This is a genomic window from Demequina lutea (assembly GCF_013409005.1).
Lineage (GTDB): Bacteria > Actinomycetota > Actinomycetes > Actinomycetales > Demequinaceae > Demequina > Demequina lutea.
On the sequence record NZ_JACBZO010000001.1, the window covers coordinates 545,210 to 560,944 of the forward strand.

The 15,735-nt window shown below is 61.5% G+C and carries 13 protein-coding genes, 2 pseudogenes and 2 other annotated features; of the genes and pseudogenes, 3 read left to right on the forward strand and 12 right to left on the reverse strand.

From position 1 onward, the window contains the following. Window positions 1–46 precede the first annotated feature (46 nt). The 4 genes and pseudogenes from istB to BKA03_RS02675 form a co-directional block, all read right to left on the reverse strand. A complete protein-coding gene (istB, locus tag BKA03_RS02660; protein WP_179397667.1) occupies window positions 47–835 on the reverse strand; it encodes an IS21-like element helper ATPase IstB in 789 nt (262 codons plus the stop codon). Continuing rightward, the gene (locus BKA03_RS02665) at window positions 835–1,185 is read right to left on the reverse strand and encodes a Mu transposase domain-containing protein (protein WP_179397668.1); all 351 of its coding nucleotides are present in this window, start codon (window positions 1,183–1,185) and stop codon (window positions 835–837) included. The genes istB and BKA03_RS02665 overlap by 1 nt, the downstream gene beginning before the upstream one ends. A gap of 78 nt (window positions 1,186–1,263) precedes the next feature. Then, window positions 1,264–2,621 (reverse strand): annotated as a pseudogene (locus tag BKA03_RS02670) (IS256 family transposase). A 114-nt stretch (window positions 2,622–2,735) separates the two neighbouring features. Next, a pseudogene (locus BKA03_RS02675) lies at window positions 2,736–3,092 on the reverse strand (IS21-like element ISMyma9 family transposase); the annotation flags it as partial. A gap of 95 nt (window positions 3,093–3,187) precedes the next feature. Between BKA03_RS02675 and BKA03_RS02680 the strand changes: the two are divergent. Further along, window positions 3,188–4,452, forward strand: a protein-coding gene (locus BKA03_RS02680) for an IS3 family transposase (protein ID WP_179397669.1) whose coding sequence is annotated in 2 segments (ribosomal slippage) — window positions 3,188–3,473 and window positions 3,473–4,452 — 1,266 coding nt in all. Because the reading frame shifts where the segments join, the coding sequence is not laid out codon by codon here. After that, window positions 3,469–3,600 (forward strand) — a sequence feature (AL1L pseudoknot). Its footprint overlaps the gene before it by 132 nt. Window positions 4,453–4,790: 338 nt before the next feature. On the opposite strand, the gene BKA03_RS02685 is transcribed toward BKA03_RS02680, so the two are convergent. The 4 genes from BKA03_RS02685 to BKA03_RS02700 form a co-directional block, all read right to left on the reverse strand. Next, window positions 4,791–5,807, reverse strand: a complete 1,017-nt coding sequence (locus BKA03_RS02685; protein WP_152649657.1) for an MATE family efflux transporter — start codon at window positions 5,805–5,807, stop codon at window positions 4,791–4,793. Window positions 5,808–6,189: 382 nt separating this feature from the next. After that, the gene (locus BKA03_RS02690; RefSeq protein WP_062076304.1) at window positions 6,190–6,849 is read right to left on the reverse strand and encodes an acylneuraminate cytidylyltransferase family protein; all 660 of its coding nucleotides are present in this window, start codon (window positions 6,847–6,849) and stop codon (window positions 6,190–6,192) included. Then, window positions 6,842–7,561 carry an HAD family hydrolase gene (locus tag BKA03_RS02695; RefSeq protein ID WP_062076303.1) on the reverse strand — a complete coding sequence of 240 codons (720 nt, stop codon included), beginning with the start codon at window positions 7,559–7,561 and terminating at the stop codon, window positions 6,842–6,844. The genes BKA03_RS02690 and BKA03_RS02695 overlap by 8 nt, the downstream gene beginning before the upstream one ends. Next, the gene (locus tag BKA03_RS02700; protein WP_062076302.1) at window positions 7,558–9,144 is read right to left on the reverse strand and encodes a hydroxymethylglutaryl-CoA lyase-like TIM-barrel protein; all 1,587 of its coding nucleotides are present in this window, start codon (window positions 9,142–9,144) and stop codon (window positions 7,558–7,560) included. The genes BKA03_RS02695 and BKA03_RS02700 overlap by 4 nt, the downstream gene beginning before the upstream one ends. A gap of 360 nt (window positions 9,145–9,504) precedes the next feature. On the opposite strand from BKA03_RS02700, the gene BKA03_RS02705 reads away from it, so the two are divergent. Together BKA03_RS02705 and BKA03_RS02710 are read left to right on the forward strand one after the other, a co-directional pair. Continuing rightward, window positions 9,505–10,299, forward strand: coding sequence for a hypothetical protein (locus tag BKA03_RS02705; RefSeq protein ID WP_062076301.1), 795 nt, complete (start codon window positions 9,505–9,507; stop codon window positions 10,297–10,299). A gap of 60 nt (window positions 10,300–10,359) precedes the next feature. After that, window positions 10,360–11,670 (forward strand): glycosyltransferase family 4 protein, encoded by a 1,311-nt coding sequence (locus BKA03_RS02710; RefSeq protein WP_062076300.1) that lies wholly within the window; start codon window positions 10,360–10,362, stop codon window positions 11,668–11,670. A 340-nt stretch (window positions 11,671–12,010) separates the two neighbouring features. Here BKA03_RS02710 and BKA03_RS02715 read toward each other — a convergent pair. From BKA03_RS02715 to BKA03_RS02730, 4 genes are all read right to left on the reverse strand, one after another. Then, window positions 12,011–13,275, reverse strand: a protein-coding gene (locus tag BKA03_RS02715) for an IS3 family transposase (RefSeq protein ID WP_179397669.1) whose coding sequence is annotated in 2 segments (ribosomal slippage) — window positions 12,011–12,990 and window positions 12,990–13,275 — 1,266 coding nt in all. Because the reading frame shifts where the segments join, the coding sequence is not laid out codon by codon here. Continuing rightward, window positions 12,863–12,994 (reverse strand) — a sequence feature (AL1L pseudoknot). It overlaps the preceding gene by 132 nt. Then, window positions 13,218–13,535 carry a site-specific integrase gene (locus BKA03_RS02720; RefSeq protein WP_179397671.1) on the reverse strand — a complete coding sequence of 106 codons (318 nt, stop codon included), beginning with the start codon at window positions 13,533–13,535 and terminating at the stop codon, window positions 13,218–13,220. The genes BKA03_RS02715 and BKA03_RS02720 overlap by 58 nt, the downstream gene beginning before the upstream one ends. Continuing rightward, on the reverse strand, window positions 13,532–14,470 hold the full coding sequence (locus BKA03_RS02725; protein ID WP_062076323.1) for a tyrosine-type recombinase/integrase: 939 nt from the start codon (window positions 14,468–14,470) through the stop codon (window positions 13,532–13,534). The genes BKA03_RS02720 and BKA03_RS02725 overlap by 4 nt, the downstream gene beginning before the upstream one ends. Continuing rightward, window positions 14,467–15,687: a site-specific integrase gene (locus BKA03_RS02730; RefSeq protein ID WP_062076324.1), complete on the reverse strand. Its 1,221-nt coding sequence runs from the start codon at window positions 15,685–15,687 to the stop codon at window positions 14,467–14,469. Before BKA03_RS02730 ends, BKA03_RS02725 begins: the two co-directional genes overlap by 4 nt. Window positions 15,688–15,735: the final 48 nt, after the last annotated feature.

Consider the following 15,735-nt stretch of genomic DNA (forward strand, 5'->3'; position numbering starts at 1 on the left):
GTGGGGCCAAAGTGACGTTTGAAAATGGGGCCACTGGTTCGTGTTGTTAGTCTGCCCCATGTTGGGTTCTGGTGCTCGGAAGACTGTCGATTCCTCGTCCGCGGAGCCGGTAACTGGCGCCTTTGAGGGTGAGGACGTCGGCGTGGTGAACGATGCGGTCGATCATTGCCGCAGCGACGGCTTGGTCTCCGAAGACGCCTCCCCAGCCGCTGAATGGCAGGTTGCTGGTGAGGATGAGTGAGGCGTGTTCGTAGCGGGATGACACCAACTGGAAGAACAGGTTTGCGGCGTCTTGCTCGAATGGGAGGTAGCCGACTTCGTCGACGATGATCAGCCCGTAGCGACGCAGTTTCGCGAGTTCTTGTGGAAGGCGTCCTTGTCGGTGGGCGTCAGAGAGTCGGGTGACCCAGTCCGTCGCGGTCGCGAACAGCACCCGGTGTCCGTGGCGAGCGGCGACGATCCCGAGCGCAGTTGCGAGGTGGGTTTTCCCTGTTCCGGGAGGTCCGAGCATAACGACGTTGCGGGCCTCAGTGAGGAACCCGCCGGACGCCAATGCGGCGACTTGGGGTCGGATCGCGGGTTGCGCGTCCCAGTCGAAGTCCTCAAGGGTCTTACGTGCGGAAAACCCGGCCGCTTTGACGCGCAGTTCGCTGCCGGAGGCGTTGCGGGCGCTCACTTCGCGTTCGAGGACGGCGGCAAGGTAGTCCTCGAACGACCAGCCCGCGTCCCGTGCTTGGTCGGCGAGCCGGGTCGCGGCGTCGGTGATTCTTGGGGCTTTCAGGGCGCCAGCGAGATAGGTGATTTGCTTGAGTGCATCCGGGGTTTTCGTGGACATCACGCGACCTCCTCGTTCAGTCCGAATGCCCGGTCGTAGTCGGCGAGATCTCTCTTGAGGTCTTCGGCTGGCGCTGGTCGTGGTTGTTGAAACTGCTGCCGAAGCCTTCTGGCCATCTCGACGTGAGCGGGGTCAGTGACGGTGCTTCCTCTGGCCCAGACGCGGGCATGGTCAGCGACGATCCGCCCGGCGAGGCGAACCTTCACCCGGTCCAGGTCCGCGATGACGTCAACGATTCGTCCGATCGCGTTCGGGTCGACGGAGTAGTCGGACGCGTCGAGGCGGACGTAGTAGTCACGGCCGAGGCGGACCCGTTCCCGCCATCCCAACTGCAACGGGACAGGCGGCAACGGGAGCATAAGAGACCGGTCGTGTTCGATCAGATCGAGCCTGTCAAGTTGTTTGTGTAAGCGGGTGCGGTTCGGTTTTTAGAGGTAGGGCTGGATGCGGTCGGGGTAGGCGATCGCGAGTTGTGAGAGGGCTTGCTTCCAGTTCGTGGTGATCTGGCCTTCGACGAGGCGGCCTTCGGCGTTGCGTTTGACGCCTGGCGCCCGTCCGCGTTCCTTGGCTCGGTCGCGGGCCCGCTTGTCTTCGATGTTGCAGATCGCGAGCCAAAGTAGCTTCACGACGGCGTCATCGGAGGGGAAGTGGCCTCGGTTCTTGATGATTTTGCGTAACTGGTAGTTGAGCGACTCGATCGCGTTGGTCGTGTAGATCACCCGCCTTAGCATGGGTGGGAACGCCAGGAACGGGGTGAACCTGTCCCAGGCGTCCTCGAACACTCGCACCGTGTTCGGGTTCGCGATGCCCAGGTCGGAGGCCGCGAACTCGGTCAGCGCGGCCAGGGCGGCGTCTTCGTGTGCGGCCTGGTAGATGGGCTTGAGCGCGGCAGCGACGGCTTTGCGGGACTTGTAGTTCACGAACCTCATCGCGGAGCGGATCAGGTGCACCACACAGGTTTGAACCGTCGACTGCGGCCAGGTCGCTTCGATCGCTTCGGGGAAGCCAGTCAGCCCGTCACAACACACGATGAGCACGTCCTGGATTCCACGGTTGGCCAGCTGGGCGCACACACCGGCCCAAAACTTCGCTCCCTCGGTGGCCTGGATCCAGATCCCTAATACGTGCTTGATGCCGTCCAGGTCAACACCGACCGCAATGTGTGCGGCCTTGTTGCGCACGTGGGCACCATCACGGACCTTGACCACCAAGGCGTCCAGGTAGATCACCGGGTAGAACGCCTCGAGCGGTCGCTGCTGCCATGCGAGGACTTCGTCGAGGACCTCATCGGTGATCTTGCTGATCGTCTCCCGGCTGAGTTCGGTGCCGATCGTGGACACGAGGTGGTGCTCAATATCGCGAACAGTCATCCCGCCTGCGTAGAGGGAGATGATCATGTCATCAAGGCCACCAAGCCGCCTGGAGCCCTTGGGGACCAACACCGGGGTAAACGACCCGTCCCGGTCCCTGGGGATCGCCAGATCGACATCACCGACACTGGTCGCGACGGTCTTCGCAAAGCTGCCGTTGCGTGAGTTGGAATGCAACCACGCATCCGGGTCGCCCTGTCATAGCCGACGTGCTCAGTCAGTTCGGCCTGCAACCCGCGTTCCAAGCCCGCCCGTATCAACTGTTGGATCAGGCCATCCCTACCGTCGAATTGGACCTCGCCCGCATCGATCTTCGCGTAGAGGTCATCGAGAGCACCAGAGGCTTCAAGCGCCTGGACACCCTCCCGTTGAGCCCGACCGCGTTCCTCACGCGCCTGCTTATCAATCATGGTCATCAGTGTCTCCACTTTCAGTCAGAAACCCCACCCCTTACACAAACCATCTGACACCCTCATCAGATCGACCGGCCGCGCGTTGATCGTGCGCACGACCTTTGTGTTCGCTGTGAGCAACCAAACGGCCAGTTGTGCGTTGAAGTCCGCCGGTGAGGTGAACGTCCGGCCCGGCATAAACGAGGTTTCCATCCACCCATTGCGCCGCTCGACGATCCCCTTCGACTCGGGGTCATATGGCCGCAACTGGACAACCTTTGTGGCAAGGGTTCCCGCGAACGCAGCGACGCCCTGAGCAAGGCGGCCCTTTTGCCCGATGCCAGGTTCGTTGTCCCAAATCAACCGCCGCGGCACCTTCTCAAGTTGCCGGATCAGCTCCCACGACCCGAGGATCAGATCCTCAGTCTTGCGCGTCGGGATCATCCGTGCGGTGAGGAACCGCGAATGCGCCGCAACGATCACCAACACCGGAAGAAGAACGGCCGTGCCGTTCTCGAGAGGGATCTTGAACGGCGGGTGAATCGCCCCGGGTTTGGTGGAGGGTCTGATTCCCCGAAAGGATGGGAGTCATGCCAGCACCGAGGAAGTATCCGCAGGAGCTCAGGGAGCGTTCCGTGCGGCTTGTGAGAGAAGCGATGTCGCAGGAGACGTCGCTGTCGATGAACGCGGCCGTGGTCCGTGTCGGTCATCGGGTCGGAGTGAACTCAGACACGCTGCGTGGCTGGGTGAAACAGGCCCGGATCAATGCCGGAGAGGTTGCCGGTGTCACGACGACGGACGCGGCCACGATCAAGGCGTTGGAGCGAGAAGTGCGAGAACTTAAACGCGCGAACGAGATCTTGCTCGCCGCGTCTTCTTTCTTCGCGCGGGAGCTCGACCCGCGACTTCCGTTCTAGTGGCCTTTATCGATGAGCATCGCTCACGGTTCGGGGTCGAGCCAATCTGCCGGGTGCTCACCGAGCACGGGTGCCGGATTGCCCCGTCGGGTTACTACGCCGCCAGGAACCGTCCCGACTCGGCGCGTTCAGTGCGTGACCGGGAAGTTGCCTCCTTGATCGAGGCGGTGTTCTGGGACCGCAACCGCGGCCGAGGCATCAGCGGCCCCCGTAAGGTGTGGCGCTTGCTGCACCGCGACGGGGTCGAGGTCGCTCGGTGCACCGTGGAACGCCTGATGCGTGTTCAGGGACTGCGGGGAACGCGTCGTGGCAAGCAGTTCATCACCACAAGACCAGATGCTGCGGCGACGCGTCCGCCGGATCACGTTCAACGCAACTTCCGCGCCGAGCGTCCCAACGAACTGTGGGTCGTGGACTTCACCTATGTTCCGACGTGGGAAGGGATGGCGTTCACCGCGTTCGTCACCGACGTGTTCTCGCGCCGGATCGTCGGGTGGCGGACGATGTCGAGAATGCCCACTGACTTGCCCCTTGATGCGCTTGAGATGGCGTTATGGGTGCGAGAGCGAGCCGGTCAGGACGTCGCCGGCGTCATCCAGCATTCGGACGCGGGAGCTCAATACACCGCGCTGCGCTATTCGGAACGGCTCGCAGACGTGGGAGCGATCGCGTCGATCGGGACCGTCGGGGACTCCTACGACAACGCCCTCGCAGAGACCGTCGTCGGGCTCTACAAAACCGAGTGCGTGACAATCGACGGCCCGTTCCGCACCGCTGACGAGCTTGAATACGCAACCCTGTCCTGGGTGCACTGGTTCAATGAAAACCGGCTGCACTCCTCGATCGGATACCTCACCCCGATCGAGATGGAAGACCTGTACTACCGTGAGAACACGACCCAGGAGCAGCCGCTCCTGGGAGAACTCACCCTCCACTAAACCCGGGGCGATTCAGACTTGCTCTGAACCACCGGCCTCAACTCATCCTGACCCGTAGGGAGGTCCTCGCAATCAGAAGAGGTAGAAGTCCTCTGATCATCGGGGACCTCGACCCCCACCACCATCAAGGAACCACCCGGCGCGCCGCCCTCACCCCACACTCAACGGCGAAGAGCCCGATTACCTCACCGCCCAGCAGCCGGTCCCAAACGCGGCTTGACAGATATAGAAGCATCCCTTAATCGTGAAGAGCCCCAAATCCGCCAGGACCCGTCCCCGCAACACCCAATCTGAAGCGACCTTGCCCATTTGCGGGCGACGCCGCCGTCGCTGCGCAGCTACTGCTCCTTGCGTAAGAGATTTGGAGGTTTCGCAGTTTCCGCGACCAAGTACTTACCTCTCTCTCTTTTTGTGGCGCGTGAGAAGCCGTAGGTCCATCCCGTGAGATTGAACGCGGACGACAACACTGCGACAGTTCCGATAGGGTCGCCGAAAGGCACCCATATTCCGGCGACTGCAAGGCTAGTGGCCGTCACGGACACTGCCACTACGAGAACGCGAATGACAAGGCCTACGTACTGGTATCCAAGTGCAAGTGCCGAAGACATGAGGGGCGCGCCAAGTGCGCCGCAGAGTGCTGAGAATGCGTAGACTGCAATAACGCGCGGGAGCGCGTCTGATTCGACACCCGTAAACAGGGCTACCAATGGAAACGCTATGACCAAGTAGGCAACTGTTGCAACTGCGACGGTTGCAGCGAGGCGGTAGGCGCGCTTCTGAAGTGAGTCAATCTGGTCAGAACTGGTTAGTCTCCAGGAGGATTTTCCTATTGAGGCGACCATGGTTGAGTTGACGACGTTTAGTGGTCCGATGACCGTCTGCATGAGCCGGTAGGTTCCCGCGAGAGGGCTGGCTACGACCAGGCTGGTTGCCAACATCGGTAGCAGGTTCGCGAAGGCGGATAGTGCATTGTCGAGACCACTCCATTTGCCGAGATGCATGGTCCTGCGAAGGGGGATTCGATCATTGCGTCGCTTCCTCCACGGAGCCGCCATGAACAGAGAGATTGCCACCGATATCCATGCGGTTACAGTCCATATTGAGGCCATTTCTACCCAACTAGTGCCGGAGAAGAGAAGCAGCACCGCCACGATGAACGACAGGGCCCACATCCCATCTGCGATCAGGGCAAGGTGCGCGGTGGACCGAGAGTAGTGAGAATATCGGAGCACATCTTGGATGAGGAGCGCGATCACGCCATTGGCGCTCAATGCCAGCACCTGCACGAAGTGGGCTCGTTGGCCCAGAAGGAGGGGAAACGCCGTCGCGACGAGGAGGCCGGCCGGAATGGACACGTATATGGCCCATCGTTTCGGTACTGCAGCGGGCCGGGCCAGACTCCGTTGAGCGGCAAGCGCCGGATTGAGAATGGTTGCCCTCTGAAGCGCCACGCAGGTGGCTACAAGGAGTTGAAACATCGCGAGCGGCGTAAATTGGGAGGCGGGCAGTTCGCGGGCGCCAATAAGGAGGACTGCTGCGTTGGTCGCCGATGTGGCCGCTGTGTCGAGCCCGATAGAGACGCTTTGGTGTTTGATCGACCGCACCACGTTTGAGGCCCACTTGCGAGGAGATACTCTCATGGGCGTGTGGGCGTGTGGGCGTGTGGGCGGAAGAGGAAGAGACGCTTCATGTGTGGAGCCGATCGATCTTGGCGCTCAGTTTTCAAATGAAGAGCGATCAACTGACGGCGTTCAGGCCGATGTTGACTGCGTTGGCAAGAGCAAAATCATCCGCGTCATCAATGTCGAGTGCCTCAATCCTTGAGACCTCTATCAGAGCGGGGGTGTGACCTATGCGTCGATTCTCTCGTACCATCAGGTCACGTTCGTACACATACACCCCGCTGGTCTCGGCATAGGTCTCGGGAAGATCCTGTGTCCGAGGAATATTTGCCGGGTTGTAATTGGTTGGACGACCGTCGTGCCACGTGAATTCTGACCTCCGAATGACGGTGAAGGCCGAATCGTGCGCGCCCTCAATGACGGAGTGCACTGCCAGTGAGATGCTTGCCGACGACAGGAACGGTGCGGTGGCGTGGGCGAGTACATAGCAGTCGGCAGGTACGGTAGTGGCGAATGCCAATGCGACTTCGTTCATTGAGGTTGTTGATTGGTCGAGGCGTGTATCACGCTTAAGGAACTTCACTCCGGCGGGGAGCAGTTCGGCGACGTCTGAATTGCTGCAGTAGACATAAATGCTTCCGATACGCGAAGTGGACAGGAGCTGGGCGAGGATCTTCTCGAAGAGCATCGTCCCGTCCGAAAACCGGCGGGTGTTCTTGCCCGGAAGCCGCTCGTTGTTCAGTTTCATCGGCACGAATGCGACGACTTCAGTCATGGCTCGTCATTTGGGCATCGCCGAGGGGCGCAACGTTGTTCCGCGAGAGATAGTCGACGAAGCTTTCGAAGCACGGAAACCCGAACTTCACACACGCATCTTCTAGCAGTTGTGGTGACGCCGAGTACTTCCTGAGACCCACGAAGGAGAATCCGTGAGTTCGAGCTGCTTCCAAATCGGCTAGCGCGTCACCGAAGTACAGTATCTTCGGCTGATCGAGACCGACGTCCGCAAGGTGGTTCAGGACATGGTCTAGGAGTTCGGACTTGCTGGACGGCGACCCGTAGATCTCGGTGAACCAATCTGCGAATTTGCGATCACGAAGAGCCCGTCGCAATTGGGACTGCTCACTACCCGATACTACGAACATGCGCGTCTGGGAGAAAGCCTCGATAAATTCCTCGATTCCACTCGTGAGCGGAGCTGTGGCATAGATGTCGTCCACCGCGCGACCGTAGTCTACGAGTAGCGATGCCTGATCCACGCCAACCGGTGGAGCCCCGAACTGTCCTGACATCAGCGCCGCGAAAACGCGATACCGCGAGACGCCAAAGTTCTGGGACTGCCACACGGCAAATGGGGCCACAACACTTTCGTTGAAACCGGCGCTCGCAGCAATGGCTGCGAAGGCTTTCGTCTTCGCGTGATTGGTGTCAAGAATCACTCCGTCGCAATCGAGGACGATTGCGTCAAACGTACGGTGCCGAATCACGCGAGTCCCGCGAGCCGACTGTAAAGCGACTCCGTGGGGAGTTCGTACATGGTGGCGGTCGCACTACTCAACTTCACGGAGGGGTTGGCCGCCGCAAAAGCGGTAATGAGTTCCTCGCTCTCTCGCGCGAGATCCTGCTGGGCCCGCGTAGCGTGTTCATACCCATCGAACCCGATCAACACTACCGACCTCGCATTTAGGCTAGTTGCCGTTGCGAGTGCCAGCGACAGTGGTGCGGTGTCGGAAACCGGTCCGAGGCTGGCACTGTGCGATGGAACAGCGAAGGGGGCCGCCTGCCGGATGTCAACTGCTCCATCGATTCCCGCTGGCATGCGGAATCGGGTGCCGGAGGGAATTACGATACTAGTGAGTCTTCCCAAGATGCGTGCACTTGGCAGGCGTGCGGCGACATCACCGGCGAGACACAAGAATTGACTGACGCCAAACTCCGATATGAGGCCCAAGTGGCGATAGTTGGCATGGACGATCGCCGCTCCCGTCCGCTCTGCGTATTCCTTGAGTACCGTCACCTGTTGCCCTACCGAGGGGCCGCCGCCAATCACGATCACCTCACTGATGCCACTCGGGGGGGTAACCGCAGGATGCGAATCTGATTCTAGGCCCTCTACCGGATCTCCGTGAAGCGCTTGCACAATTGCGGAGAGTGAGTACCTGTTCTTGCCGAGCCATTCCATAACGTCAGCCTGAGGCAACGCCGCTGCGCCTGATGCCATGTACGCAAGATTAGTGCCCCACTCGTGTTGCTTTCGGAGACCGTCGAAGGGCAACACGACGGTCTCGAGTGCACCGTAGTCAAGACTTTGGTTTTGGGCGAGCGATCTCAAGACGGCAAGAATTTCTGTGCGCGTGTTGCCAGGGCCCCGGCCCATCCCGGTCACAGTCCCGTCGATGACACGTGCTCCAGCGGAAGCCGCTGCGAGCGAGTTTGCTACGGCAAGGCCGAGGTTGTCGTGCCCATGGAATCCAGCCATTGTGTCCGGCAGGACGTTCCTAATTTGCTTGATCGCTTCTGTGACCTGACTCGGAGTGCACGATCCGTAACTATCTACGAGGGCCACAATCTCACTCACAGAGGCAACCTGCTGCAGCCCGCCAAGTTCGGCCACGGAGTCCCAGTACCGCGAAAGATACATGATGTTCACGCCAACTCGGAACCCAAGATCGGCTAGCTCTGCGCCGAGATCCGCGGCCTGTGCAAGGCGACTGGGTGCGACCGCGATACGCACAAGGTCTACCGAGCCTTGGAGCGGAGGGAGTAGCCGACGAACGTCAGCAGGCTTGATCGACTTCTCGTCCAGCATCACCGCCAACGACTGGGTGCCCCGGAGCTTGCTAGCAACCGAACGTGCGAGCTCTGGCGACAGGAAGTAGTATTTGCCGTAATACCCCTGCTTAGGGGGACTACAGTACCCGATTTCCACTGTGTCGACTGGTAGCCGCGCAATGCCTGACAAGTACGCACTTACGGTGTCGTCATCGAAGTCCCATGCAGTGTAATAGCCCCCGTCGCGAAGTGTGCAATCGAGGAGTTGTACCGATTCAAAACCTTTGAGGTCGCCCATGGCTCGCAAGTCTAGAGGTTCCCGGGGTTCTAGGCATACTTCACGAGTTTGGTCTACGTGCGCTCCGAGAACGCTTGTCCTTCGCGGACGCAGGATGGACACATGTAGGCTCGATGAGAGCACGGGTGGTGTTCCGCCCGCTATCGGGTTCCGCACCGAACACAGTCGCTGGATCCGGCAGTGTGGACACAGGAAGCAGCAACGGCGTTCGGGCCCAGACATAGCCGCCGAGAGACATCGAGGAACGACTTGCCAGTCCTAATTAATCAGCACGCGTATCGCGGATTGAGCGTCGGGCGGCTTGTGCGGATGAAGGCCCGAGTACTAGTCAAGTTTCTTCTATTGAGCCTGAGGAGCCCTATGCGGCGGAGAAGAGATATCGCGCGATTCGTCGCCTTCCGGAAGCATGGCGAGGGTCGAGAGGCCTTGGTGGTCGGGCTCGGGCCGACGGGCAGGACGCTCGACGGGGCAAAGGTACGCGACCGCCAGAACGCTGGCGACCTTGACATCTTCGTCGTGAATGGATTCTGCGATACCGAACTCGCCGCATCAGTGACACCGAATTTCTACATCCTTGCTGACCCGCTCTTTTTCGACTTTGATGATCGGACTACCATGCCGAACAGTAGTCTCCACCCGGCGGACGTTTGGCGCTATTTGCGGGAACATCCGGAGGTGAGAGTTTTCATACCCCACAACTGTCGAGCTCCTTTGGGGTTCGATGATACGAGAGTTGTGTACTTTAATGGGCTTGGTCTTGAAGGATTCTCGCGAAATATCGATGCCACTAGACCACGGGGGTTCCTTTCGATGGCCGCATACAACGCTATGTCGGTAGCAGTCTCGATGGGTTTTCGTCGGGTGCTTATTGTGGGAATTGAGAATAGTTGGTTCTTGTCCCTTGCGCTGACGTCCGGCGGTAAAGTCGCATTGAAGCCGCATCATTCATATGACCTCGAATCGGGAGACTTGCACGAGATTCGGATATTCCGTGAGGGCGGAGTCCCCGCGTTCTTTGAGGACATAAGCCGACTGTTTGGAGACCTACGGTTGTTCCGCGGGCGAGGCATAGAGAACCTTGACGCACAGACGGTCGTGGATGTATTCCCGGTAGCCCGTGACCGTCAAGACTATCTCGCCGGGAACTCGCGGTGAGTCGTCACCGCCTTCGCGATGCGGCCGCTGAGCATTCCTGGAACCGATCGCTCAGTCCAAGTGCAGGTTGCTGACATTGAGATGAATCATCAGGTGCTCGTAGTCAACGCAGGTAACCACCCCGAACCTCAACGTGTTGCGACGGGCTTGATAGCAGTTGGTTGGGACTGCACCTATATGACCGCCACGATGTGGCCGTCCGACCATTGGCTCATGCAGGCGACTCGGATGAAGCCGTTTTCCCAAACGGAGTTTGCATCAAACTTGCGGAGGAGGGTGCTCCCGAGCTCATTGACATCCGCAAATACCGTTGGGTTGGTGAGAACCAGCGAGGTCGTCGCGCAATTGGCTCGTCGTTTTGCTCCTGCGCATACGGTTTCGACGTCGGTCAAGCGCACCACAGCATTTCGCAAGAGCGCTGCGCGCCGTTCCGCAGCTTCGAGCATCAGGCCCGAGGTAGTGCTTGCCCAGTACACTTCCGCGCTCGAGGTGTTCGAACAGGATGCCAACTCAACGCGGATCTTGATGTATCCGATCGCGCACCATGAGTGGATGCGGCGGAGTCTCAACGCGGAAGCAGCTCGCGCCCCGCAGTGGGCGGAGTTCCTCCAAGGAAATGACATCGACGCTGCTCGACGTGAGGCCATGGACAGGGAAATTGGGCTTGCGGATGCTGTCATTGTCCCGAGCAACTTCGTCCAACGCACATTTGTGGAAAGTGGTATCGATCCGGCCAAGATTCGTGTGCTGAATCTTGGCGTTGACTTGAAGGAGTCTGCGGCTGTCCCCCTGGCGAGCCCTTCAGGGAGTTCAGTTCCGCTGAAGTTGCTCTTCGTCGGTCAGGTCAACCAACGCAAGGGCATCGGTCACCTACTTGAGGCGCTCGATCTCCTCGATCCCCAGAAGGTTCACCTCGATGTGATAGGCCCTGCAACTCCCAATATCGAGAAGAGAATTCGCCGCGACTATCCTGGCGTCTCGCTACACGGCACCATGCCGCGATTCAAGGTCAAGCAGGCGATGGCGAAAGCCGATGTGCTTGTTCTCCCAAGCCTCGCCGAGGGTTTCGCGCTGGTCGGTCTTGAGGCGATGTCTGTTGCCACGCCAACGCTTGTTACTGCGGAGACGGGGATAGACGTGATTGAAGATGGTCTCGACGGTTGGGTGATTCCGCGTTGCGATCGGGAGTCCATCGCACAGACGATTGACAAAGTGTTGGCCGCCAGGGATGAGTTGCCTCAAATCTCAGCGCGTGCTCAAGCGAAGGCGATGGCATTCTCATGGGACAAATACTCGGCGCGTGCAGTTGAACTCGTGGTGTCAATTCATGAGGGTCCGAGTTGGCGGGTTGCTGAGTTCGGGGCGCAATAAGCTTTGCGGCCGGTACCACCAGTGCCAAGCGGAACGCGGTTTCGCCTGAGTTGTGGTCGTCCGGGGCTTGGCTCAATCAGGCTCTTCGCAGTTGACGGTGTGGTGAACTAGTGCTGAGTGGTTGGGGGTAGGGGTCGAGGTCCCCCAGGATGGAACTTCTCACACTCGCCGTGCGGAAGACCTCGACTTGTCTCACGCTATATTCGCCGCGCCCGATCTCGGAACTTTCTGCAACCTCGACGTCCTCGGTTTGATCGTCACGGGTCAACATGTCGAAGCCCGCCGCGCCACGTTGGAGTGGCGCGTCGTTAATGCTGACGACTTGTGAATCGCCCCGGGTTTAGTGGAGGGTGAGTTCTCCCAGGAGCGGCTGCTCCTGGGTCGTGTTCTCACGGTAGTACAGGTCTTCCATCTCGATCGGGGTGAGGTATCCGATCGAGGAGTGCAGCCGGTTTTCATTGAACCAGTGCACCCAGGACAGGGTTGCGTATTCAAGCTCGTCAGCGGTGCGGAACGGGCCGTCGATTGTCACGCACTCGGTTTTGTAGAGCCCGACGACGGTCTCTGCGAGGGCGTTGTCGTAGGAGTCCCCGACGGTCCCGATCGACGCGATCGCTCCCACGTCTGCGAGCCGTTCCGAATAGCGCAGCGCGGTGTATTGAGCTCCCGCGTCCGAATGCTGGATGACGCCGGCGACGTCCTGACCGGCTCGCTCTCGCACCCATAACGCCATCTCAAGCGCATCAAGGGGCAAGTCAGTGGGCATTCTCGACATCGTCCGCCACCCGACGATCCGGCGCGAGAACACGTCGGTGACGAACGCGGTGAACGCCATCCCTTCCCACGTCGGAACATAGGTGAAGTCCACGACCCACAGTTCGTTGGGACGCTCGGCGCGGAAGTTGCGTTGAACGTGATCCGGCGGACGCGTCGCCGCAGCATCTGGTCTTGTGGTGATGAACTGCTTGCCACGACGCGTTCCCCGCAGTCCCTGAACACGCATCAGGCGTTCCACGGTGCACCGAGCGACCTCGACCCCGTCGCGGTGCAGCAAGCGCCACACCTTACGGGGGCCGCTGATGCCTCGGCCGCGGTTGCGGTCCCAGAACACCGCCTCGATCAAGGAGGCAACTTCCCGGTCACGCACTGAACGCGCCGAGTCGGGACGGTTCCTGGCGGCGTAGTAACCCGACGGGGCAATCCGGCACCCGTGCTCGGTGAGCACCCGGCAGATTGGCTCGACCCCGAACCGTGAGCGATGCTCATCGATAAAGGCCACTAGAACGGAAGTCGCGGGTCGAGCTCCCGCGCGAAGAAAGAAGACGCGGCGAGCAAGATCTCGTTCGCGCGTTTAAGTTCTCGCACTTCTCGCTCCAACGCCTTGATCGTGGCCGCGTCCGTCGTCGTGACACCGGCAACCTCTCCGGCATTGATCCGGGCCTGTTTCACCCAGCCACGCAGCGTGTCTGAGTTCACTCCGACCCGATGACCGACACGGACCACGGCCGCGTTCATCGACAGCGACGTCTCCTGCGACATCGCTTCTCTCACAAGCCGCACGGAACGCTCCCTGAGCTCCTGCGGATACTTCCTCGGTGCTGGCATGACTCCCATCCTTTCGGGGAATCAGACCCTCCACCAAACCCGGGGCGATTCACCAGATAGGTCAAGAATCCGCTAATCACGTCGGCGTCCAGGTCCGCCAGGTCCAGGTCCTGGGGTGAGGTCCGGCGGGTCGCGGCGATGAAGCGCAGTAGCAGCCGCCAGGTGTCGCGGTAGGCGGCCAGGGTGTGCACGCTGACGCCGAACTCGCTGACCAGCCGCGTGGTGAAGTACGCCTGCAGGGTCGGGGCCAGTGCCGTCATGAGCGTTCACCTGCCTGGCCGTCGAGGGCCGCGTGGAGTCGGTCGGCGGCCGCGGCCAGGAGCTCGGCGGTGCCGGTCAGGTACCAGTAGGTGTCCGAGGGTCGAGCGTGTCCGAGCCAGGTCGACAGCAGCGGTGCCACGGTGGCCGGGTCGGCGCCGTTGCGGTAGGCGTCGAGCATCGTGTTCACCGCGAAGGTGTGCCGCAGGTCGTGCAGGCGCGGGCGGCAGGCCGAGGACACCGGCCTCAGACCGGCGCGGTCGGTCAGTCGGCGGAACATCGGGTGGACTATCCCGGGGCTCAGGCGGGTCCCGGCGGTGCTGATCAGCAATGCCGCAGAACCCGCTGCGGCCAGGTGGTCGGCGCGCACGGCCAGGTACTGGCCCAGGCCCGTGGTGACCGTCTCGTGCAGGGGCAGCATGCGGGTCTTGCCGAACTTACCGGTCACCGTCAACGTCCCGGCCTGGGCATCGAAATTGGTCAGATCCAACCCGAGGGCTTCTCCGGTGCGGATCCCGGTCGCACTCATCAACGCGACCAGAGTGTGGAACGTCGCGGCCCGGATCGCCGGGCGCAACTCGTCGGCGGCGTCCAGCAGGGCGGCGGCCTCGGCACCGGTGTAGAGGTAGGGCGCGGCGCGCGTCACCCGAGCGGGCAGCAACTTCGCCGGCGGGATCTGCACGTCCGCATCCAGGGTGTGCGCCCACCGGGCGAAGCACTGGATCGCGGACAGCCGTAGCGCATGCTGGCGCGGCGACACCCCAGGCCGGGATGTCGCGAAGCGGACGGCGTGCTCGACGGTGAGCGTCGGGGCGTCGTGGTCCTGCAGGTAGTCCACGAACGCGAACAGCACATGCTCGGTGCCCACGAGCTTGTAACCCAGCGACCGGCGCACCCGCAGGTAGTCGCCCACCATGGCGCGCAGCTGCGCGCTCATCGCGGGCCCCCTGCGCCCGGCCAGGGCCGGGCGATCTGGGCCAACCGGTTGCGGTCGGTCTTGGCGTAGATGACGGTGGTCGCCACCGACGCGTGCCGCATCAACTGGGCGACCTCCTGCAACGACGCCCCCGCGTTCAACGTCTCGCTCGCCGCAGTGTGGCGCAGCCGGTGGGCGTGCACCGTGCCAAGCCCCGCCCGCCGGGCAGCGCGCGCCACGATGCACGTCACGCTCACCGGCTCCAAAGGCGTGAACGGTGCCACCGCGCGGACGAACACTGTCCGGGCCGCAGTGCGGGGTCGCCCATGACGCAAATACTCCACGACCGCCTCACCAACGTCGACCGGCAACGGCAACCGGTCCGTGCGAGCGCCCTTGCCGTGGATCGTCAGGGTCCCGGCGGACCAGTCGATATCCGAAAGCTCAAGCCCCGCCACCTCCGCGCAGCGCAGCCCGAGCCGGCGCAGCATCGTGATGACCGCGACGTCACGCCGCCCCACCGCGCTGGTCCGATCGCACGCGCCCAGCAACGCCTGCACCTGGTCGGCCGACAGTGCTTGGGGCAGGCCCGACAGCCTCCACGACGCGACCGCAGGAACCACATCCGCCAGCGGGCTCGGGATCAGGCCCTGCGCGTGCAAGAACCGCAGGAGAGACCGCACCGAGCACGTCGTCATCTGCGCCGACTTGCGCGACATCACCGGCAACCGCGCAGCCAGGAATCGACTCACGTCCGCCGCAGTCAACACCCCGACCCGGTCAACACCGTCGGGGAAAAGCACAACCTGCGTAAACGGCCGCACCCAATGGCAGTAGGCCACCACCACCGGACCGGTCAGGGCCCACTGCCCAGCCAGATATTGCGCGAACCTCTCCAGCAAGACCTCGGCAGGTAAGACCGCGACGACCGACACGGGAACAGGTGTGACGCCCAGCCCGCGTAAGTACCCCAAGATGGGCGCCAGTCCCGCAACAGAACGATAGTTCGTATACCGTCGTCGACGCTCCACCACGAAGCGATCAATCACCGTTCCGGTCAGATCGCCAGGGCCCACACCCAACGCCTCCAACCAACGGGACAGGTGCGCTGCGAGCTGCAGCAAGGTGGCCGTCGACGTCCGCGCATACCCCAGACGCGCCAACTCCTCGCGCAGCCCGGGCACGAACGGTTCCAACGGACCGGTGAACCTCACACGATCCGGATCAAGATTTCCCATAGCCGAACTCCCTCCAATAGTGGAGAGTCCAGCGTCCACCACGACCCC